Origin of the sequence: Gilliamella sp. B2717, assembly GCF_026536675.1 — a bacterium.
GTDB classification, from domain to species: domain Bacteria; phylum Pseudomonadota; class Gammaproteobacteria; order Enterobacterales; family Orbaceae; genus Gilliamella; species Gilliamella apicola_I.
The window spans coordinates 64,977-88,395 of record NZ_JAFNNQ010000011.1 but is presented as its reverse complement, the minus strand read 5'-3'; the positions used below and the strand labels follow the sequence as shown (position 1 = coordinate 88,395).

Annotated in this window: 19 protein-coding genes; 11 read left to right on the top strand and 8 right to left on the bottom strand. The window is 35.0% G+C overall.

The window, feature by feature from the left end; all coding sequences use genetic code 11:
• Positions 1-41: 41 nt before the first annotated feature.
• Positions 42-869: a 3',5'-cyclic-AMP phosphodiesterase gene (gene cpdA, locus J3U35_RS02855; RefSeq protein WP_267359427.1), complete on the bottom strand. Its 828-nt coding sequence runs from the start codon at positions 867-869 to the stop codon at positions 42-44.
• A gap of 176 nt (positions 870-1,045) precedes the next feature.
• Positions 1,046-1,675 carry an ADP-ribose diphosphatase gene (gene nudF / locus J3U35_RS02850; protein WP_267359425.1) on the bottom strand — a complete coding sequence of 210 codons (630 nt, stop codon included), beginning with the start codon at positions 1,673-1,675 and terminating at the stop codon, positions 1,046-1,048.
• A 138-nt stretch (positions 1,676-1,813) separates the two neighbouring features.
• On the opposite strand from nudF, the gene tolC reads away from it, so the two are divergent.
• Complete coding sequence (gene tolC / locus J3U35_RS02845) at positions 1,814-3,163, top strand: outer membrane channel protein TolC (protein ID WP_267349733.1); 1,350 nt, start codon at positions 1,814-1,816, stop codon at positions 3,161-3,163.
• A gap of 105 nt (positions 3,164-3,268) precedes the next feature.
• Here the strand turns inward: tolC and J3U35_RS02840 are convergent, their stop codons facing one another.
• Complete coding sequence (locus J3U35_RS02840; protein WP_267359423.1) at positions 3,269-4,159, bottom strand: LysR family transcriptional regulator; 891 nt, start codon at positions 4,157-4,159, stop codon at positions 3,269-3,271.
• Positions 4,160-4,611: 452 nt separating this feature from the next.
• On the opposite strand from J3U35_RS02840, the gene J3U35_RS02835 reads away from it, so the two are divergent.
• Complete coding sequence (locus J3U35_RS02835) at positions 4,612-5,400, top strand: SDR family NAD(P)-dependent oxidoreductase (RefSeq protein ID WP_267359421.1); 789 nt, start codon at positions 4,612-4,614, stop codon at positions 5,398-5,400.
• 86 nt (positions 5,401-5,486) lie between these two features.
• Here the strand turns inward: J3U35_RS02835 and metG are convergent, their stop codons facing one another.
• Positions 5,487-7,514 (bottom strand): methionine--tRNA ligase, encoded by a 2,028-nt coding sequence (gene metG, locus J3U35_RS02830; RefSeq protein ID WP_267359419.1) that lies wholly within the window; start codon positions 7,512-7,514, stop codon positions 5,487-5,489.
• A 252-nt stretch (positions 7,515-7,766) separates the two neighbouring features.
• On the opposite strand from metG, the gene apbC reads away from it, so the two are divergent.
• A complete protein-coding gene (apbC, locus tag J3U35_RS02825; protein ID WP_267359417.1) occupies positions 7,767-8,834 on the top strand; it encodes an iron-sulfur cluster carrier protein ApbC in 1,068 nt (355 codons plus the stop codon).
• 101 nt (positions 8,835-8,935) lie between these two features.
• On the opposite strand, the gene J3U35_RS02820 is transcribed toward apbC, so the two are convergent.
• Complete coding sequence (locus J3U35_RS02820; protein ID WP_267359415.1) at positions 8,936-9,697, bottom strand: acid phosphatase; 762 nt, start codon at positions 9,695-9,697, stop codon at positions 8,936-8,938.
• A gap of 298 nt (positions 9,698-9,995) precedes the next feature.
• A complete protein-coding gene (locus tag J3U35_RS02815; protein WP_267359414.1) occupies positions 9,996-10,352 on the bottom strand; it encodes a DMT family protein in 357 nt (118 codons plus the stop codon).
• Between the two features lie 190 nt (positions 10,353-10,542).
• Here J3U35_RS02815 and J3U35_RS02810 point away from each other — a divergent pair, with 190 nt between their 5' ends.
• Positions 10,543-11,709 carry a sugar transporter gene (locus J3U35_RS02810; protein WP_267359412.1) on the top strand — a complete coding sequence of 389 codons (1,167 nt, stop codon included), beginning with the start codon at positions 10,543-10,545 and terminating at the stop codon, positions 11,707-11,709.
• A 37-nt stretch (positions 11,710-11,746) separates the two neighbouring features.
• Here J3U35_RS02810 and J3U35_RS02805 read toward each other — a convergent pair whose 3' ends face one another.
• The gene (locus J3U35_RS02805; protein ID WP_267359410.1) at positions 11,747-13,666 is read right to left on the bottom strand and encodes an ABC transporter ATP-binding protein; all 1,920 of its coding nucleotides are present in this window, start codon (positions 13,664-13,666) and stop codon (positions 11,747-11,749) included.
• Between the two features lie 195 nt (positions 13,667-13,861).
• On the opposite strand from J3U35_RS02805, the gene J3U35_RS02800 reads away from it, so the two are divergent.
• Entirely contained in the window at positions 13,862-16,030 is a 2,169-nt protein-coding gene (locus J3U35_RS02800; protein ID WP_267359408.1) for a hypothetical protein, read from the top strand.
• A gap of 49 nt (positions 16,031-16,079) precedes the next feature.
• On the opposite strand, the gene glyA is transcribed toward J3U35_RS02800, so the two are convergent.
• Positions 16,080-17,336 (bottom strand): serine hydroxymethyltransferase, encoded by a 1,257-nt coding sequence (glyA, locus tag J3U35_RS02795; RefSeq protein ID WP_267359407.1) that lies wholly within the window; start codon positions 17,334-17,336, stop codon positions 16,080-16,082.
• Positions 17,337-17,718: 382 nt separating this feature from the next.
• On the opposite strand from glyA, the gene J3U35_RS02790 reads away from it, so the two are divergent.
• From J3U35_RS02790 to J3U35_RS02765, 6 genes are all read left to right on the top strand, one after another.
• Complete coding sequence (locus J3U35_RS02790; protein WP_267359405.1) at positions 17,719-19,161, top strand: LTA synthase family protein; 1,443 nt, start codon at positions 17,719-17,721, stop codon at positions 19,159-19,161.
• Positions 19,162-19,168: 7 nt separating this feature from the next.
• Positions 19,169-19,792: a LysE family translocator gene (locus tag J3U35_RS02785; RefSeq protein WP_267359403.1), complete on the top strand. Its 624-nt coding sequence runs from the start codon at positions 19,169-19,171 to the stop codon at positions 19,790-19,792.
• A gap of 211 nt (positions 19,793-20,003) precedes the next feature.
• Positions 20,004-20,966 (top strand): arabinose-5-phosphate isomerase GutQ, encoded by a 963-nt coding sequence (gene gutQ, locus J3U35_RS02780; RefSeq protein WP_267349756.1) that lies wholly within the window; start codon positions 20,004-20,006, stop codon positions 20,964-20,966.
• A 184-nt stretch (positions 20,967-21,150) separates the two neighbouring features.
• Positions 21,151-21,672, top strand: a complete 522-nt coding sequence (gene aroK, locus J3U35_RS02775; RefSeq protein ID WP_065558794.1) for a shikimate kinase AroK — start codon at positions 21,151-21,153, stop codon at positions 21,670-21,672.
• A 70-nt stretch (positions 21,673-21,742) separates the two neighbouring features.
• Positions 21,743-22,552: an SPOR domain-containing protein gene (locus J3U35_RS02770; protein WP_267359401.1), complete on the top strand. Its 810-nt coding sequence runs from the start codon at positions 21,743-21,745 to the stop codon at positions 22,550-22,552.
• Between the two features lie 46 nt (positions 22,553-22,598).
• Entirely contained in the window at positions 22,599-23,414 is an 816-nt protein-coding gene (locus tag J3U35_RS02765) for a Dam family site-specific DNA-(adenine-N6)-methyltransferase (protein ID WP_267349761.1), read from the top strand.
• Positions 23,415-23,419 lie beyond the last annotated feature (5 nt).

Below are 23,419 nucleotides of genomic sequence, written 5' to 3'. Positions count from 1 at the left end.
AAAATTAATTTTTTAAAACTAATGTTATAATCGGATCTAATTCAATAGCCATTTTGTGACATATCTGGTTGAAAACAATTGTCAGCAATACGATGAACCTTGGATTGAATTGTTCCATCTATTGAAAGCTTGATTTCTCGCCATCCTGGTGCTTCATAGGATAATTTAAAATCATAAGATTTTGGCATAAATTGTACGCAAGTGGAAGGTGTAGAAAACGCTTTGCAGCCGTGCCAAATATATTCCAGACTTTGATGAATATGTCCCCAAGCTACGCCTTTTATATTGGGTTGATGCTTAATAATTTCTTCTAATTCATGTTTGTTTTTTAATATGTGTTGATCTAACCAGTGACAACCTGACTCAATAGCATGATGATGCAAAAACACAAAAGCATAACGATCATCATGACTTGTTAATGTGCATTGCAAAAATTCAAGTTCTGACTGGGGTAAAAAACCATAGGCTTGATCCACAACCTGACTATTAAGCAACACTAAAAGCCATTTATCCCCTAGAAGAACAATTTTATTTTCAGCGAGTTGATAGTCAGCAAAAATTTCATGCATATCATGATAATTGTCATGGTTGCCTGCTAACCAAACACAAGGTAAATTAAATTTTTGTATTTGCTCGGCAAAAAGACGATAAGCTTGTTTAGATCCATCTTGAACAAAATCACCTGTTGCCACTATTAAGTCAAACGGGCTTTTTCTATTTTCTATTTCTCTTATCACTGTTCGAAAACTAGCATTTGAATCAATACCTAATAATTTACTCTGGTCATTAGCAAAAAGATGTGTATCGGTAATATGTAAAATATTACTGTAATTTCTATTTATGATTGGAAGCGTTAAAAATGACCCCAAAATTGACCTCAACATTTTATCAAAATACACGATTAGAGATAATCAAATCCCCAAAAAAAGGATAGCAAAGCTGGCTAGACTAAATATTTTTTATTATAAATTCAAGTAGATTTATAAAGTGTAAAATGGATCACATTTTTATGAAAGAAAAACTTAAATGTGATCATTGCCATTGATTATATCCATTCATCTTTTAATGATTTATAGTTGAGCTGTAACCATTGAAGCGCAATAATTGATGCCGCATTATTAATCACGCCTTCTTGAACCCACTGATAAGCTTGCTTGCGGCTAATTACATGCACTTTGATATCTTCGTTTTCTTCTGCCAATCCATGAATTCCCATAGCAGTTGAGGAATCTACTTCACCAACTAATATATGAAGTTTTTCCGTTAATCCCCCCGGTGATGCCAAATAACTTACAATCGGTTTACAACGTCCAATTGTTATACCTGCCTCTTCCATCGCTTCTCGCCTTGCAACCTCTTCATAAGATTCATTTTTATGATCCATCATGCCAGCAATAAGTTCTAATAACCACGGACTATCCTGAGTTTCGATAGCAGCAATACGAATCTGTTCTATCATGACTACGTTATCAAGTTTAACATCGTAAGCTAATAACACGACAGCATGTCCCCGCTCCAGAATTTCTCGCGTTACGACATCGCTTTTGGTGCCGTCAAATTTACGGTATTGAAAACGGTATTCAATTAAAGAAAAAAAGCCTTTATACAAAACACGTTTAGTCAAATTAAACACATCTTTCTTGTTAAACACAACAGGATCATTATTAATTTTCATAGAAACTCTCAATTTTAGTCTTAATTTTAATAAAAAGTGCGAATAGTTAACAAACTATGCTTACTATATCCTATTTATCTGTTAAAATTATGCAAATTAAAAATACTATTATATTTGAATGTTTTAAAGAGAAAATTGATGAAAAAAACTTTAACCTTTCTAATCGGCTTAGCGCTAAGCCACTCTGTATTTGCCGAAAATTTGGTTCAGGTTTATGAACAAGCTAAGGAAACGAATCCTGATTTAAGCAGTTCATTAGCTGAAAAAGAAAAGGCATATTCAGCAATTTCTGGATCACGAGCAAGCTTATTACCACAAATTGGTTTAAGTGCTTCTTATGGTGTAACTCATGGGCGTCGTGATACCAGTGGTGTAAAATCCAAAAGTGGGAACCTTTATCAAGTAAGCTTATCACAAAGTATTTTTAATTATTCTAATTGGAAAGCTTTAGATATCACTAAAAAGCAAGCTAGTATTGCTGATATAGCTTATCAATATCAAGGACAAACGCTTATATTAAATACCTCAGTTGCGTATTTTAATGTACTTAAAGCACTTGAGGCATTAAACTTTATCGATGCACAGAAAAAAGCAATTGGTCGTCAATTACAACAAACCAAACAACAACATCAAGTTGGTTTGGTAGCAATTACCGATGTGCAAAATGCGCAAGCAAATTATGACCTTACGCTTGCTCAACAAGTTAATGCATTGAACGATTTGAATAACGCTATCGAAAACTTACGTCAGGTCAGTGGTCGATTCTATTCAAATTTAGCAACCATTAATACCAAAATGTTTAAAACCGAAGCGCCAATTTCAATTAATTCGTTGTTAAAACAATCTGAAGTGTCTAATCTTAATTTATTAACAATGAAATTAAACCAAGAAATAGCTCGTGATCAAATCAAATTATCACAAGCAGGACACCTACCGACAGCAAGTTTAGATGCATCAACAAATCTAAATAAAACCGATAGATATGGGGATAATTTTGCAACTAATGGGGGTCATAGAGGAAAATCTTATTCGGGTAATAATTATGTTGGATTAAGTTTAAATTTACCTATCTTCTCAGGTGGCGCTACGCAATCTAAAGTTGAGCAAGCTCAACACAACTACGTTAGTTCGAGTGAAAAGCTTGAAAGTACTAATCGCAGTGTAATCAATCAAGTCCGTTCTTCTTATAACAATATTTCTTCGTCAATTAGTGCGATTAAAGCTTATCAACAAGCGGTTGTTTCAGCTGAAAGCTCATTAGAAGCGACGAATTCAGGTTATCAAGTAGGAACTCGAACTATTGTTGATGTATTGAATGCAACTACTCAACTTTATAGCTCTAAACGAAATTTATCAGATGCTAAATATAACTATCTAATAAATTTACTACAACTTAAATATGCTGTTGGTACATTAACCGCAGACGATTTAGTCTATCTAAATAATATGCTTGGTAATGAAGTCAGTACCTTAGCAACAATACAATAATCTTTAAGTATAACTGTTTGACTTTAGGCGATTTTATCGCCTTTTTTTATTGCCTTATAGCAGTTATCTTAAATCAAGTCTGATCATAACATCATTTGATGATTTTCATGACATCGTATCAACCACGAATTCAATAAACATTTTCATTATAGCTAGCGGTTGTCTGTCAGCAGTATAAAGCATATGGACTTCCCGAGCGGGAGGTAAATAATTTTGTAATATCGGTAATAATTTATCTTGTTTTATCGCCTCATTAAGCATCGGTTCGGGTAACATCGTTATCCCCAAACCTTCAATAGCGGCAATCGCTAATGCTGAAGTATCATTTGATTGTAATGAACCAGAAATAGAAAGATTGACGGCTTTGCCATTCATCGTAAATGGCCAAACATAATCATTTTTATTTCGATTCACATATTGATAAATTAAACACTGATGATTTTTTAAATCGTCAGGAACAGCTGGTACACCATTTTGCATCAAATAACTGGGCGAAGCAGCAAATATAAGTTGAAAAGGTTTAAGTTTGCGTCCGATCAGACCGGAATCATTTAATTGACCGATACGAAACACAATATCATAATCCTCTTTTACTATATCAACATAGCGATCACTTAATTGAATATCAATGTTTAATTTAGGATAGCGTTTCATAAAACGGCTAATGACCGGAATTAAATTATAGTGTCCATAACTGACAGGTGCACTAATCCTTAATCGACCTTTTGGCTCTTCAATAAATTGTTGGGCTAATATCTTCGTCTCTTTTATTTCTGCAAGAATTAACAAACACCGTTGATAATACTGTTTGCCAAACACGGTAAGATGTTGCGAGCGTGTTGTTCGATTAAGTAATTTTAATCCTAAGTGTTTTTCTAAAAAAGCAATGTATTTAGTCACCATCTGAGGTGAAGTATTCAATGATACTGACGTAGACACAAACGATCCTGTTTTCACCGTCAATACAAATGCTTCCATACACTTTAATAGATCCAAATTATCAACTCCTAGTTGTTAATAAATCAATTTTTATAATATTTATTATCCCTTATTTTATAAAGATAATAAAACAAAATCATCTTGGGTGTGAAAACATAAAATTTACTACGAGATAAACAGGTATTGTCAATTAAACTTCTATTGAAGATAACGTTATAGATTCAAAACTGAATAATACAACAAATTGAAGATCGCTTGTTATCCTAAATAATGACGTAAAAAGTAAACACCTTTATATTTTAATAATTTGCGCAAAGGGTATTTGGTTCTATCAAAACTAGCTTTATATCCTGAAGTTGGTGATTGGCGTGAACTTAACCAACATAAACTGTGTTTTATTCAAAATCAATTAGTTAAAGCATAGAAATCCAATAAACAGAAAATTACTCCATAGTCTATGGAAAAACCGACATAACAATTACTTTATTAAGAAATTAAAAGGAAAAAAAATGAACAATCATGTTAAAAAATACACTGCAATTACCGGCGCAAGTTCAGGCATTGGTTATGCCACTGCAATTGAATTTGCTAAACGAAATAAAAACCTTATATTGATAGCAAGAAGAGAATCACAACTAGAAACATTGAAACAAAAAATTGCCGAATTAAATCCAAATTTGGAAGTCATCATTAAAATTTGTGATTTGTCGCAAGCCGATAATGTTTTTTCACTCTTCAAACAATTAGATAGCTATTATATTGAAACATGGATAAATAATGCAGGTTTTGGGCATTACGGAAGTGTTAAAGATCAAGATTTAGATAAAATACAATCTATGCTACATTTAAATATCGAAGCCTTAACAATTCTATCAACGCTGTATGTGCATAAATATCACCATCAATCTGGCACACAAATAATTAATATCTCTTCACGAGGTGGATACACAATTGTACCCAATGCTGTCACTTATTGTGCGACTAAATTCTATGTTAATGCTTTTACTGAAGGTTTAGCGCAAGAATTAAGACAAGCAAAAGCGAAATTAACGGCTAAAGTCTTAGCCCCTGCGGCAACCCAAACTGAATTCGGTCAAAAAGCGAATAATGTCAATGAATATGACTATAATAAAAGTTTCAGCCAATATCACACAGCAGAGCAAATGGCTGGTTTTTTAATGGCGCTATATGATAGCGACAACATCATCGGAGAAATTAGCACAAAAGATTTTTCATTTACATTAAAAGATAGCATTTTACCTTATTCTGGCAATGCGGCTGAAAATCAAAAGTCTTAAAACTTTTACAACAAAACACGTTAAAAAAATTAAACATCTTAACAAGCGTTTTAACTTGTTAAGATGTAAAAAAAGAAAACAATTAATTACGAAATTCGCATACCCGGTTTTGCTCCACTATCAGGTGACAATAAGTAAACGCCTTCACTATCATCTTTACCACTTGCACAAAGTACCATGCCTTCAGAGATACCAAAACGCATTTTACGAGGCGCTAAGTTAGCGATCATAATCGTTAATCTGCCCACTAAAACTTGAGGATCAGGATAAAACTCTTTAATGCCTGAAAAGACATTACGAGTTTCGTCTCCTATATCAAGTGTAAGTTGCAATAATTTGTCTGATCCTTCAACAACACATGCATTTTTAATTAATGCAACACGCATATCCACTTTTGCAAAATCATCAAAATTGATCGTGTCAGCAATCGGTTCAGCGACTTTTTCTTTAGCTGGCGTCGCTAATGCAGCTTGTTGTTTTGTTTCGTCAATCATAGCAGTAATTTTATCCATATCTATACGGTTAAATAGGGCTTTAAATTTGTTAATATTGTGTCCGGTCAAAGGTTGATTAATCGAATCCCACGTCAATTGGCTACTTAAAAATGCTTCAGTGCGTTCCGCTAATGCTGGCACAATAGGTTTTAAATAGGTCATTAAAATACGGAATAGATGAATACCCATTGAACAAATATCTTGTAATGCTTGATCTTGCCCTTCTTGTTTTGCTACAACCCACGGCGCTTTTTCATCTATATAACGATTTGCTTCGTCAGCCAGTGCCATAATTTCACGTATTGCTTTACCGGATTCACGTTGTTCAAAATAATCAGCAATTACTTTTGATTTTTCAATGAACAAAGCATAAAGTTCTGGCTCAGCAAGATTATCAGACAATTTACCGTCAAAACGTTTGCTGATAAAGCCTGCCGAACGGGAAGCAATATTAACAACTTTATTGACTAAATCACTATTAACACGTTGGACAAAATCTTCCAAATTTAAATCGATATCATCAATATGTGGCGACAATTTCGCTGCATAATAGTAACGCAAGCAGTCTGGATCTAAATGTTTTAAGTAAGTACTTGCCTGAATGAAAGTTCCACGTGATTTTGACATTTTTGCACCATCAACCGTGACATAGCCATGAACAAAAATATTGGAAGGTTTACGATGTTCACTACCGTCTAACATTGCTGGCCAAAATAGACTATGGAAGTAGACAATATCTTTACCGATAAAATGATAAAGTTCAGTCGTTGAGTTTTTATTCCAAAACTCATCAAATATCGCTTTATTATTTTTATTACAGTAATTAAGGAAAGATCCCATATAACCTATTGGCGCATCTAACCAAACATAAAAATATTTACCGGGTGCATCCGGAATTTCAAAACCAAAATAAGGAGCATCACGGCTAATATCCCAAGGTTGTAATCCTGCTTCAAACCACTCTTGCATTTTATTCGCAACTTGATCTTGCAATGTGCCCGATCGGATCCATGCCTGTAACATTTCTGAAAAAGCGGGCAAATCAAAAAAGAAATGCTCTGAGTCTTTCATTATTGGGGTTGCGCCAGAAATAACCGATTGAGGATTAATGAGATCAATTGGATTATAAGTTGCACCACAAACTTCACAGTTATCACCATATTGATCTGGGGCTTTACAACGTGGACACGTGCCTTTCACAAACCGATCAGGTAAAAACATCTGTTTTTCTGGGTCAAATAATTGTGATATTACTTTTGTTTTGATATAACCATTGGCTTTTAGCTTTTTATAAATCTGTTCAGATATCTCACGATTTTCTGGACTATGCGTTGAATGGTAATTGTCATAACTGATGTTAAATCCAGCAAAATCACGTTGATGCTCAGTTTTAACTTCTGCAATCATCTGTTCAGGCGTCATCCCTAGTTGTTGGGCTTTAAGCATGATTGGCGTACCATGCGCATCATCTGCACAAATAAAGTAAATCTCATTGCCACGCATTCGTTGATAGCGTACCCATACATCAGCCTGAATATGTTCTAGCATATGTCCTAAGTGAATTGAACCATTTGCATAAGGAAGTGCACAAGTCACTAATATTTTGCGTTTTGTTGTCATGTCAATTTAATACCTTTTATTACATAATGTCGGGAATAGTACATCAAACATGGGATTATCGCTAGATTTATGCCATAATTTAATAAAAATTCTTTCCAGATTCAGAAAAATCAGCAAACTAATGACTCACGATATTTTGGAAAGCATAAAATAATTTGGCTGTTCTCAATATTTTACTTAAATAAGCATGATAATTATACAAATCAGCATAAAAGCAGATAAAACCGTAGATAAAAATGAAGGCTAATCACCATGGAACCCAAAAAGATTCTTGAAAATTTTGCTCATCCTACTTTGCGAAAAAATTTAATCAAATTAGGTGCAGTTAAAAAGTGTGAAATGGAAAATCAAACTTTGCATATTCATTTAACGATGCCCTTTGCATGGCAAATCACTTTTGAAGAGCTGAAAAAAACCATTACACCTCAATTACTCGAACTTGACGGTATAAAACAAGTGAATTGGCAAATTGATTTCAATATTGCCACCCTAAAACGAGCAAATCATCAACAAGCGATAAAAAACATTAAAAACATCATCGCCATTAGCTCTGGTAAAGGAGGAGTCGGTAAATCATCAACCGCGATTAACCTTGCGCTTGCACTGCAAAAACAAGGCGCCAAAGTTGGTATTTTAGACGCCGATATTTATGGCCCGTCTATACCTACCATGTTAGGAACCGAAAAACAACAACCACTTACTCCCGACAATAAACATATGACACCAATTATGGCCTATGAATTAGCCAGTAACTCGATTGGCTATTTAGTCGATTCAGATGGAGCTATGGTATGGCGAGGACCAATGGCAAGTAAAGCATTATTGCAAATTTTGCAAGACACACTTTGGCCTGAACTTGATTATTTAGTGATTGATATGCCACCAGGGACAGGAGATATTCAATTAACACTCGCGCAAAGTATTCCTGTTACTGCCGCGGTGATTGTTACCACGCCTCAAGACATTGCCTTAATTGACGCTAAAAAAGGCATCACAATGTTTAATAAGGTTAATATCCCGACGCTAGGTATTATCGAAAACATGAGCTACCATATCTGTGAAAATTGTGGGCATCATGAGGCAATTTTTGGTGAAGGTGGTGCGGCACAGCTTGCCGAAAAATATCAAACTCAATTACTTGGGCAAATACCGCTGCATAGAATGTTGCGACAAGACCTTGATACCGGAGCGCCAACAGTTATTAGTCATCCAGACAGTGAATTTACTGAAAATTATTGTCGAATTGCCGGGCTACTTGCCAGTGAATTATATTGGCAAGGTGAAGCGATTTTACCGGATATCTCATTTAAAGCGTTATGATTGTTAAGCTGGATATTGGTTGTTTAACGAAACAGCCAATATCAGCCTTAAATTGATAAACATTGGATTTACAATCCAGTCATAGCCGTTGTTAACTTTTATTACTTTTTACTTTGTTGATTGGTTTGTAAGCGGTTAAACTCCATTTTGGCTTTTGCCAGTTGTTGATTAAACTGGGCATTAGCATGCAGTTGTGCCACCACACTCGCCGCCATCACTCTAGCCGCATCAATATCACTTTGCCAATGGTATCCACAAATAACACGACTTTCACCCACTTCAAGACCTCGTTTTAAAATTTCATTTTGACGTTGTGGGTTGATTTCAGCTAACACCAGCGATATAGCAAAACCAATTGTTGTATGTCCTGAGGGATAAGATCCATTAGTAAACAGCGTTTTTTCGTCTTCTGGTCGGCAAGTGGGCTCATTGAAAAACGAAAATGGTCGGATACGATTGTAATAATTTTTCGCCGAACGAGTAGCCAGATCACCAGCATCTTCTTTCATTGTCGTAATCAATTTATAAATTTCGGGTGTTTTGATAGCAGATATATCAAAACCAAACGACGTTGAAAATTGCTGAGTGACATTTTCCTTGCTAGAGTCAGCATCAATATAAGCTTGTCTTCCTCGTTCGGTATGACGCATCGATTTACCCCAATCATACATGGCTTTATCTCTTAAAAATTCAACACTGGTAAATGAAGGAGGTGGTGGTAACAATTGTAAACTATCAGGCGCTTGATTTTCAGTAAGAAAATAGTCATTGGGATGTGTTGTTACATCTTTTATTTCTACGGCGAATGCTTGAGCACATAATAAAGAATACAACATAATACTTCTAACTAACATTTTTTGCATAGACGGCCCCCTTTTCTTTCTCGATATTGATATTCCTATATCGTTGGTATTTAAAACGATTAAATTGCCTTGTTACAATGTCCATACAATAAAGTTTTCTAAATCTTATTGTCTAATCACATTGATTTATTTGATATTAATCAATCTTAAATTGAATTATTGGATTAATAAATGACATCATTTACATTATGTGACAACTATCACATTTTCATACTGTCACTTTTTATCAATAGTGATATAAAAGATCGAATCACTCTTCAAGCCGTAATGATATTTAAAATAGAGGTATCATAACTGTTTATGATGCAAAAATTTTATCTCGAAACATAAAAAATACTGCACCAAGCAAACAGCAACCAGCCCAAATATAATCAGTTTTAAAAGGTTCTTTTAAGATATAAATTGAGAAGGGTATAAAGACAGACAAACTAATGACTTCTTGAATAATTTTTAATTGACCAGCGGTGGCAACTTGAAAGCCTATACGATTAGCAGGAACTTGCAATAAATACTCAAACAGCGCAATCCCCCAACTAATAAAAACGGCAACAATCCAGACTTGATTATGCAAAAAACGTAAATGGCCATACCAAGCAAACGTCATAAACATATTACTAAAAATTAATAGACATATCGTAATAAAAAGTTGATTCATGATTATCATCACTGCTAGTGGAAAGGTATGAGTATTATATACCTGTTACGAATGAAGGTACAAAATCGATAAAGAATGCCGATTAGTTGTCATCGAAGATGACACCATTATCTTTACTGACTGTTTAATAACGAACATTATTCATGTTATAATGACACTCAATCTATTTATCCCTTCTTTAAAAAACAACATGATAAACAATGCTAATAAACGGTCTCGAATTTGGTCGTCAATTTTATGTTTGGCATTTGCAGCATTTATTTTTAATACCACCGAATTTGTTCCGGTAGGGTTGCTACCCAACATCGCTAAAAGTTTTTCAATGGATGAAGCGCATGCAGGATTATTATTAACTATCTATGCTTGGTCTGTTTCATTATTATCGTTACCATTAACGGTATTAACTTCAAAAATGGATCGCCGAAAACTTCTTGTTTTCTTATTCTGTTTATTCATTGGTAGCCATATCTTAGCGGGTTTTGCTTGGGACTTTTATAGTTTAATGGTAGCCAGAATTGGAATCGCTTGTGCACACGCTGTATTTTGGGCTATTACTACGCCTTTAGCAGTACGACTTGCACCCAATGGCAAAAAAGCTAAAGCAATGGGTTTTATTGTTGTCGGCGTTTCAATGGCAACAATTTTAGGTATTCCAATTGGCACGATAATTGGTCAAGTTGTTGGTTGGCGGATTACTTTTTTATGCATCGGTTTTATTGCTTTTTGTGTCATGGTTTCATTACTCTATTTATTACCGCCTGTGCCAAGCACAGACACCTTATCTATCCGTGATATTCCGAAAGTACTTAAACGACCAGTATTACTTAATATCTATCTGTTAACAGCAATTATTATCACTGGGCATTTTTGTGCTTATACCTATATCACCCCATTTATGATAAATGTCGGTGGCTTTAACGAAAAAGTGGTGGTTAGCATACTATTAGCTATTGGTTTTTCAGGTATGATCGGCAGTGTTGTCTTTGCTAAATATTCGGATAGACATCCAACAGCAATTCTAATCATCCCTTTGTTACTATTGATGATTTGTTTACTTTCACTCTATGTTTGCTCGTTCAATTTAATCACTGCAATCTTACAAGGCATGTTATGGGGACTTGCGATCACCATCATCGGCATGGTTATGCAAAGTAAAGTCATTGATGTTGCTCCAGATGCAGCTGATATTGCAACATCTGTTTATTCAGGTATTTATAATATCGGCATTGGAGCAGGTGCGTTTGTAGGTAGCCAAGTATTAGTCAGACTTTCAACCGAGTATATCGGGTTTATTGGTGCAATATTTGTCATTTTCGCATTAGCACTCTTTTTTGTATTAACAAAAAGAACATGGTAAATGCTAACAAGAGCTTGCCAGCAAGCTCTTAACACGACTATTGTTGACTTAACGACTCAAGCGCTTCCCAACGTGCAAAGATGGCTTCTAGTTCAGCTTCTTTATTGGCTAAGTCAGTTAAAATCGGGCTCGTCACCTCGTGGGGTTGATTGAAAAAGTCACTGTGCCCTATTTGCGCTTGTAAATCAGCTATTGCTAATTCCAATTGCTCTATTTGGCTTGGTAACTGTGCTAATTCACGTTGTTCATGATAATTTAACTTTACTTTCTTTTTCGCTTCAGGCACGTTAGCTTGAGCAGTTACCGCTTTTTCATCTTTTTTAACCTGTGCACTATTTTTTTTCACCGACACGGGTTTTGCTTGCTGCTGTTGCTGTAAAGCATCAGTATATCCGCCTGCATAAATACCGATATGACCTTTTTCTTCAAAAAACCAACATTGAGTAACCACATTATCAACAAACTGTCGATCATGGCTAACCAATAAAACGGTGCCTTGATACTCATTGACTAGCTCTTCTAATAACTCTAATGTTTCAATATCCAGATCATTGGTGGGCTCATCGAGTACTAATAAATTACTTGGTTTTAAAAATAATTTAGCTAACAATAAACGATTTCGCTCTCCCCCTGATAATGCACGAACAGGAGTTCTGGCGCGTTTAGGTGGAAACAAAAAGTCCTGCAAATAGCCAAGCACGTGACGAGATCGACCATTAACCATCACCTCTTGTTTACCTTCAGCCAAATTATCCATCACTGTCTTTTCAGGATCCAACTCAAGTCGATACTGATCAAAATAAGCGACTTCCAATTTGGTACCACAATGGACGCTACCCGATGTCGGCTGTAAGTTACCTAACATCAGCTTTAAAAGTGTTGTTTTACCTATACCATTAGGACCAATCAGCGCAATTTTATCGCCACGTAATACTTGTACCGTAAAATCATTAACCAATAATTTATCTGCGACTTGATAGCTCACATTATCCAATTCAAAAACAATTTTGCCCGAACGCAACGCTTCTTCAATTTGCATTTTTGCACTACCCATGACTTGGCGACGCTGTGAATGTTCTTGTCTCATCGCCTTTAAAGCGCGTACTCTACCTTCGTTACGTGTACGGCGAGCTTTGATACCTTGACGTATCCACACTTCTTCTTGAGCTAATTTTTTATCAAATTCTGCATTTTGCAACTCTTCGACACGTAGTGCTTCCTCTTTTCCAACAAGATAACTATCATAATCACCACCCCATGAAGCCACTTTACCTCTATCGAGGTCAATAATACGCGTTGCCATTTGCCGAATAAAAGAACGATCATGTGAAATAAACACAATGCTACCATTAAAACTTTTTAAAAATTCCTCTAACCATTTAATCGTTTCGATATCTAAATGGTTAGTTGGCTCATCCAGTAACAATACTGTTGGCTGACACACTAATGCTTTAGCCAATGCGGCTTTACGCAACCAACCTCCTGATAAGGATGACAACAGCACATCACCATCCAAGGAAAGTGAAGAGATAACATTACGAATACGATTATCAAGTTGCCAACCATTTTGCTGATCTAATTGCTCTTGTAATTTAGCTAATTTAGACAGATTACTTTCACTGGGATCTTGTTCAATACGATGAGATAAATCATAATAATCCCTCAATAATTGAGCTTGTTCTTTTAAACCTTCTGCAACGAAATCGAACACATTTCCTTGAATATCCCTTGGGGGATCTTGTTGTAAACGTGATACAACAACATTATTCTCATAAATAATTTGACCTTCATCTAACGGTACTTCTTTATTTAATACTTTTAGTAACGTTGATTTACCTGCACCATTACGCCCAACAAGACAGACACGCTCATTAGCTTCAATCGACATATCAATATGGTCGAGTAGTGGCGCATCACTAAAGGAAAGATAAGCATTTGTAAGATTGATTAATGACATAGTTATTTTTTATTTGGATATTAAGTAATATGGCGTTATTCTATCATAAAGTTGTGGTCAGCAACTAAACTCAATTCTTCAAAATTTTTTAAAATTTCACAAGCTTAAAATCACTGTTCTCTTTCATTAAACGACTAATACTGTTATATTTATTTACATAAAGGAAATAAAATAAATTTCAGTATGGAGGTTATCATGAGTCATATGTGGACATTTCAGCGTGTAGGTGGATTAGATCAAGTTGTTTTTAAAAACGCCGACGATATTATTAATCTACCCAATCTTGACCCTAAATTATGGGTCGCACTCAGTTGCCCGACGACAGGGCTAGATTTTGACAAACGAACATTGGCACTTTTGGATGAAGATCAAGACGGTCGCATTCGCATTCCCGATATATTAGATGCTATCGCTTGGACAAGAGGTAAAATTCACTCTTTTGAAACGATCTTACATTCATCAGATATTTTACCTTTGTCACAAATTAATACAGAAACAGAACAAGGTAAAAAATTATTCATCACCGCTCGCAGCATTCTTGTCAATTTAAACAAAAGTGATTGTGATTATTTAACTCAAGATGATGTACAACAATCTATTAAAATTAATGCAGGCAAACTTTACAATGGTGATTTAATTTTTCCTGCATCCGCCGAGCTATCACCAGAAATGCAAACTTTTATCAAATCAGCAATAAAAATTGTTGGGGCTGAAAAAGATATGAGTGGAGAAAATGGAATTAACATAGATATTGCCAAAACATTTGTTCAAAACTTACAAATATGGCAACAATGGCAAAAGGATATAAGTAATACACAAACACCATTTGGCGAAAATAGTGCTGAAATATGGAACCTTGTTCAAACGCTAAAACCCAAAATAGATGACTATTTTTTACGTGTGGAACTTGCACAATATGCACCACAAGCACAAACAGCATTGAACGTTGATGAGAAGTATATAGTCCCAACAGAAAATGGGTTATTATCAGACGAAGCGCTAGCCGAATTACCGTTATCAAAAATCGATACCCATAACTCTCTCGATTTGGTCAATGGGCTCAATCCATTATGGAAAGCAAAAATTACACAATTTAAAACACTCGTTTCGCCGTTATTAGCTAATTCTAATGTACTAACAGAAGAAGAATGGCAAAATATTCAAACCAGTCTGGATCCTTACGCCTCGCTGATTAATTCAAAACCTAGTATGGTTCAAACCAAAGTTTCAGTTCAACCAACCGATAGCATTGAAGATTTATCAAACAAAACGATTAAAAACATGGCAAATAGTGATTTATTGGCTCAATTTCAAGAAATGGTTGATCAAGACAATAAAACGCCGATTTCAGCCTCAGATGTTTTAATTTTAGAAAAACTTGTTCTATTTCACAAACATTTGTATCGACTACTCGTCAATTTTACCTCTTTTTCTGATTTCTTTTCACTTGAAAAAAGAGCCGCATTTCAACTTGGAAAACTCTATATTGATGGTCGCTGTGCAACGTTATGTGTTTCGGTAGATAATATTGCCAAACACATTACAATGTCTAACTACTCGGAACTGTGTTTACTTTACTGTGAATGTACCAGACAAGGTGAAAAAAAGGTGATTGCAGCGGCTATTACTGCAGGGCAAGGTGATTTACTTATCGAAGGTCGTAACGGTGTATTTATTGACAATGAAGGTAATGATTGGGATGCTAATGTAGTTAAAATTATTACAAAACCAATCAGTATCCAACAAGCTGTTTGGGCTCCTTATCAACGTATTGGTCGCCTAATTACTGAACAAATTAATAAATGGGCAACCAGCAAAGATGCCGATATCGAAAAAACCGGTACGCAAGTCTTACAAAATCCAGATACCAAATTTGATATTGGTAAAAGCGTGGGTATATTTGCCGCAATTGGCTTAGCACTTGGTGCAATTGGTACTGCTTTAGCAACCATTTTCCAAGCACTATTTTCATTAAGCTGGTGGCAACTTCCTTTGGTTATTATTGGATTATTTGTCATTATATCGGGCCCTTCTGTGATTTTAGCTTGGTTAAAATTAAGACACCGTACACTTGGACCACTTCTTGAAGCATCCGGTTGGGCAATTAATGGGCAAGTGAAAATAAACTTATTATTAGGTGGATTACTCACTAGTAAAGCAGAATTACCGAAGAATGCAAAACGTAATTTACGTGACCCAATGAGAAAACGTCGTAATAAATTTGCTATTGTATTTTGGATAGCTTTAGTATTAGGTATTGGTATAACAGGTGGGTGGTTATGGCATAAAGGTCATATAACACACTTTATAGAGCAACAAAAGCAAGAACTTATACAAAAAACCACAGACACAGAAAAACAATAAAAACAAATCTATCATTATCGCCGATAGTGTCGGCGATAATGATGGTATCTTAATGTTGATAAACAGGGAATTGCCGACATATCGCTAATACTTTTTCTTTTACGGCTTGGATCGTTTGTTCATCATCAATATTATCTAATACATCGCAAATCCAATTAGCCAATTCACGAGACTCGGGCTCTTTAAATCCTCGCCTTGTAATCGCAGGTGAACCAATACGAATACCAGATGTGACAAAAGGACTTTGCGGATCTTTTGGCACACTATTTTTATTCACGGTGATATTTGCACTTCCTAATGCTGCGTCAGCTTCTTTACCTGTAATTTTTTTATCGACTAAATCAATCAAAAATAGATGATTGTGTGTTTCACCAGAAACGACTTTATAGCCCCGTTTTAAAATCACATCAACCATTGCTTGTGCATTTTTAACGACTTGTTGTTGGTATTGTTGATAAGCTGGTTCCATTGCTTCTTTCAATGCCACCGCTTTTGCTGCAATGACATGCATTAAAGGCCCACCTTGCGCACCAGGAAATACCGATGAATTTAATTTTTTATAAAGATCTTCACTACCACCTTTTGCCAAAATTAATCCGCCTCTTGGTCCACCAAGGGTTTTATGGGTTGTTGTGGTAACCACATGCGCATAAGGAACAGGATTTGGATAAACACCTGCTGCCACTAAACCTGCAACATGCGCCATATCCACAAATAAATAAGCACCCACACTATCAGCAATTTCACGCATACGCTTCCAGTCAACAATACCAGAATAAGCAGAAAAACCGCCAATAATCATTTTAGGTTTTGACTCATTAGCAATGGTCGCTAACTGTTCATAATCAATACGACCTGCCTCATCAACACCATAGGCAACCACATGATAAAGCTTGCCTGAAAAACTAACCGGTGCACCATGGGTTAAATGACCACCTTCAGATAAATTCATACCCAGTACTGTATCGCCAGGATTTAATAACGCGGTATAAACAGCAAAGTTAGCTTGCGAACCTGAATGGGGTTGTACATTGGCATAATCAGCACCAAATAACGTTTTTGCTCGTTCAATAGCCAATTTTTCAACAATATCGACATATTCACAACCACCGTAGTAACGTTTACCTGGATACCCTTCTGCATATTTATTGGTTAACTGGGAACCTTGTGCTTGCATTACTCTTGGGCTGGCATAATTTTCGGATGCAATTAATTCAAGATGATCTTCTTGACGTTGTTCTTCACCCTTAATGGCATCCCACAACTCCTTGTCATAATCGGCAATAGTCATTTCTTTACTAAACATTTTGACTCCTTATTTTCAATTACATTGGCTTTTAGGCTGTTGATTAACTTTACGCTTAAAAATCACGATGAATTATCCTTACCTATCCAACATTTTATTTCAATCTTTTTTATGAGTTATAAATAATATTTATAGAAATAAGATTATAAAAATCTTGATAGGCTAAATATCCGATTAATTCACCAAACGGTTATAATTTAACCTTAACAAAAAAATGTGATTTTTTAATTTATTTGTTGATAAATAACAGATTAATTACACTCAAAATTGTCAGTTAACAGCATTTTATCTAGCTATTGAGATAAAAATACTCGCTGCTTTTTATTTTTCATAATATTAAGTATATACTTATGCAAAAGTTAATCATTGAGTATTTTGTTCTATGCCACTTTCGACATTAATTGTTTTACCTCTTTTAATTATTACCGTCGTGGTTGCCTCTTTTTTTAAACGCAAAAAGTGGCAACTGCTGGTGATCAGCCTGTTGACAGTTTTTGTAGTCATGGAGTTAACCTCAATCTATTTTAGTGGCGGCTTTATAGACTACCAGTTTTACGTCAATTTAAATATCAATGACATTATACAAGGGTTATTCATTTTTAAATTACAAGCACTCTTGGTGATTGTTGTTTTTTTGGGTTTTGTATTTTTACTGTTTAAGTTAGCGAGTTTATTTAAGCGAAAATGTCATCCATTACTTCGTTTGGTATTGGCTATGATTGCCATTATTAGCATCAGTTATCACAATGGACCGTTAAGCCGTTTATACGAAATTTATCAAGTGACAAACGCACCTCGTGAATCATTCGAACAAGCACTACAAACGCTCAATATGACTGATTACACTAATAAAAATCAGTTAATTAGTCATAAAGGAAAAAATATTATCGTCATTTCGTTAGAATCGTTTGAGCAAGGTTTTTTAGATTTTGCGGATATCACACCGCATTTAAGACAATTACGTCAAACATATACTTTCTTCCCGAATATGCCAATGAGTGTTGGTAGTAGCTGGACAACTGCATCAATGTATACTTACATGACAGGCGTGCCTTTTTTAATTGGTGGGTACTCAACTTCGCCATTGATGAAAAGCAATCAAACCCAATTAATCAGTTTAGGGGATGTATTGAAACAGGCAGGCTACCAAACACGCTATGTTATGGCTGGCCCTGATTTTGCAGGTATTGGACATACCGCTGAATTACTTGGTTTGAAAGTGATTTCTGAAAAAAACTATATAGGTCAGTATCCTAATGCACCTTTTGGATTATATGACAAAGATATTTTTGATATCGCCAAAAAACAAATTAATGATATGAATGAGGCAAATCAACCTTTTGCTTTATTTATTTCAACTGTTTCAACCCATGCCCCTAATGGATTTTACGATGAACGAATGGCATCGGTTATCACACCTAAAGAAGATAATATGTCATTTGTTGCTGCCTCACTGGATTATAACGTTGGACAATTTATCCAATATTTAGAGCATAATGGATTACTCGAAGATACGGTCTTTTATATTTTTCCGGATCACTTAATGATGGGGTCGGGTACTCCTACTATTCATCGCCTATCTGAAAAAGAGCGTCAACTTTATTTATTAACCAATGCTAAACCTGAAAATTTACATAAATCATCCGATCAAACAATCTATCAAATTGATTTACCAAGATTGATTTTAAATGGTGCTCAAATTAAAAGTAATGCTAAATTTTTAACTGATTATTTAACCCAAATCGACATGGATAAAAAACAGTTTATTGAACAAAATAAATCCAAAATCGCAACGTTAAATCACTCAGCTGAATACGTTAAATAGGTCAAACATGACACTTGATACCATGATCATAGTCACTACCGTCAGTTTTTTGGGAATGATTTCGCCCGGACCTGATTTTTTTCTAGTGTTAAAAAATAGTTTAAGTTATAACCGAAAAATAGCATTACTCACGTGTTTGGGTGTCATTATCGCCATATTAATTCATATGAGTTATTGTGTTGCGGGAATCGCAGTGCTGATTACCGCAACACCCTTGCTTTATAATGCATTACGTTATGTTGGTGCTGTATACCTAATCTGGATAGGCATAAAAGCACTACTTGCCAAAAATAGTGGTACTCGTTATCTAAATTGTGAATCACATGGTAGGATGATCTCATCTGGCACAGCGTTTATTCAAGGCTTTTTATGTAATTTACTTAATCCTAAAGCTACTTTGTTTTTTCTCGCTATATTTACTCAGGTACTTAGTGCTAATTCAACGCTCATTGACAAATTATTAGTGGCACTGATAATTTGGGTAGAAGCGATTTTTTGGTGGCCATTTGTTGTCTTTATTTTTCAAACCCGATCGGTACAACGATGTTACGGTAAAATTCAGTTCATCATTGATAAAATTCTGGGTATCATTATAATCGCACTGGGAATAAAAGTAGCTTTAGGTGGTTAATGCCTCGTTATTTTCCAAATTCTAATACTTAATCGATCATAAATTTATAAGAAACATGATTGACGTAAAAATTAACTCGCTTTCTTTTTGAATATTTCTCTGTTACTTGCTACACTGTTAGCTATCTAATATATATTATTATTTTCAATTTTACTTATTGAAGATCATAAATGGCACAAATACCTTCTAAAAACTCCATAGGTTAATTGAAATGGATAAATTATTAAAATATGGTCGTGAACTTCTTGAATTGGAAATTCATGAAGCTCAAAAGTTACCTAATCGGCTAGGTGAAGACTTTATTACAGCTTGCCAGCTTATTTTAACTGCAAAAGGAAAAATTGTCGTATCGGGTATTGGAAAATCGGGACATATCGGAAAAAAAATTTCTGCTTCTTTAGCCAGTACTGGTAGCCCTTCTTTTTTTATGCATCCCTCCGAAGCGCTACATGGCGATTTAGGAATGGTAAGCGAAAATGATGTAGCAATACTAATTTCTTATTCGGGTCGAGCAAAAGAGTTTAATTTTATACTCCCTATACTTGCTTCGATGAAAGTACCGGTGATTGCCATAACTGGCGGTTTAGACTCACCCTTAGCTAAAGCGGCTCAAGCCGTAATTGATATATCGATCGAAAAAGAAGCGTGTCCTATGGGGCTAGCACCTACTTCGAGTTCGACAAATACATTATTAATGGGTGATGCGCTGGTCATAGCCGTCATGCGAGCCCGAGGTTTTAATGAAGAAGATTTTGCTCGTTCACATCCGGCAGGCAGTTTGGGTGCGAAATTACTTAATCAAGTAAAAGATGTCATGAGAACGGGAGATTTAATTCCAAAAGTTCCCCATACCGCAACAGTACTTGAAGCTATGCTTGAACTCAGCCGCACAGGTGTGGGATTAGTTGCAATATGTCAGGATAATAATAAAATTATTGGCGTATTTACTGACGGGGATTTGCGTCGATTATTATTAAAAAATGGCACATTACAAGACAGTATTGAAGCTGTGATGACAAGTCCTGGTTATAGAATACCCGCAAGTTGGAAAGCAACAGAAGCTTTAAAATCATTTAATTATCACAATATTACTGCTGCACCAGTTGTGAATAACGAAGGTGAATTAGTCGGTGCATTAAATATTCACGATTTGCATCAAGCAGGAATTAGCTAAAACTATTAATAAATACCTATTGCAAAAAGGGGCTTTCTATTGAGATAATTACCAACCTAAATTTTTGTCGTTAGACGGAGATACAAGAAAAGTTACACAATTAACTGCTTGTGAAACGAAAGATCACGGTCAGTTAATATTGTGTTGTAAATTTTAACCAAAATTAATAGATGATGAAACTACAATGGCAGAAAAGCGAAATATTTTTCTAATTGGCCCAATGGGGGCAGGAAAAAGCACAATAGGTCGACAAATTGCACAACAGTTAGGCATGGAGTTTTTTGACTCTGATCAAGAGATCGAAAAACGAACGGGTGCCGATATTGCTTGGATTTTTGACTTAGAGGGTGAAGACGGATTCCGCGCCAGAGAAGAAAAAGTCATTAATGAATTGACTGAAAAACAAGGTGTAGTACTCGCGACAGGCGGTGGATCGGTTCTATCAAAAGAGACACGTAATCGTTTATCTGCTCGTGGGATAGTGGTCTATCTTGAAACAACCATTGAAAAACAGATGGCAAGAACTCAAAAAGACAAACGGCGTCCATTATTACAAGGAGGAAATACCCCTCGAGAACTCTATGAAGAGCTTGCTGATGAACGTGAACCACTTTATCAAGAAATTGCTGATATCACTATTAAGACAGATGAACAAAGTGCTAAAGGTGTAGCTGGTTATATCATCGATAAAATAGAGCAAATTTAAGCTACTTATTATCAAGATAATGACTGATACTGAAATAGTAATAGTGTAGATGTCAAGTTAAGGAGTAAATATGCGTGTAGATAAAGATGACCGTTATATATCAGAAAAAGCGAATAAAGACTCTACAACTTCATTCAAATTACCAAGTTTTCTTAATTATTTTTCCAAGAAAAAATTAATTATTCTTGGTTCTGCTATGGTAATCTTTTTCTTAACGCTAAGTTTTGTGATATTAAGTTCTTCAACAGAAAATGAACCAACATCATTGACGTCGCCTGACGTCAATGGTTATTCATCAACAGATATTGAAAACAGCAACAACGCTCAATATTTAACTGATGAGTTAAACGCATCAAGTAACACACAAACCACCGATTCAAGTTTATTGCCCAACTCTACAACTGCTTCAAGATCGAATCAATCATTAGACAGTCAAGAGTCACTAACCAGTAATAGTAATATTGTGGATGAATCAAGGAAAGCTCGTAATCAATCAAATGATTCGACTATAAAAAAACCAACAACATCGTCCCTTTCTGAGAAAAATGGAGCGAATAGTCATAATACTATTTCAAGTCATAACGGAAACAGGAATAATAACAATACTATTTATATTAAAGATGATGAATACACTATTCAACTTAGTGCTTCATCATCTATTGAAAACTTAAAAAAATTTGTTGAAAAAAATAATATTACTCATTACCAAATTTACGAAACTAAACGTAATAACAGTAAATGGTTTATTTTGATTAAAGGTATATATAAATCATCAGATGAAGCCAAAAAGGCTATAAAATCTTTACCTAGTGCTTTACAAAAGGATAATCCATGGGTCAAATCTGGTGCATCTGTGAATAAAGAAAAAGCTGAAAAATAAAGGATATGGTTCATTTATCCTACCAAAGACAAAATAGGAGTATCCTTTGAAAAAACAACGAGCCTTTTTAAAATGGGCTGGAGGAAAATATGAGCTTGTGGACACCATTAGGCAGTATCTACCAGAAGGAGATCAACTGATTGAACCTTTTGTTGGTGCAGGTTCGGTCTTCTTAAATACCAATTATAAAAGCTACCTTTTAGCTGATATTAACCATGATTTAATTGAATTATTCAATTTATTGAAATCAAAACCAAATGAGTTTATTAATGATCTAAAAATATTTTTCCAACCTCAGAACAATAAGCCTGAGGCATTTTATCAACTACGAGACGTATTTAATTATAGTAAAGATCAGTATTTACGATCGTTATTATTTATTTACTTAAATCGTCATTGCTATAACGGTCTATGTCGTTATAACAACAGTGGACTTTTTAATGTGCCATTTGGTCGCTATAAAACAATCTATTTTCCTGAGAAAGAGCTAAACTTTTTTGCAAAAAAAGCACAAAATGCGGAATTTATCTGTGCCCCATACCAAGAGGTCATGAAAAAAGCAAAGAAAAATTCTGTGATATACTGTGATCCGCCCTATTTATCGCCAAATGATTCGGCTGGATTTACGGCATATTATTCAAATAATTTTGGCTATGAAGAACATAAAAAACTCTCTAAATTAGCCGAAAAAATGGCTTATAAAAACAATATTCCAGTGCTTGTATCCAATCATGATACTGATTATACAAGAACGTTATATAGTAAAGCTCGCCACCTTTATCGAGCTGAAATGCGACGCTCAATTAGCTGTGATGGTGAAGGTCGAAAAAAAATTGATGAAATATTAGCGCTATACAAATAATCCTA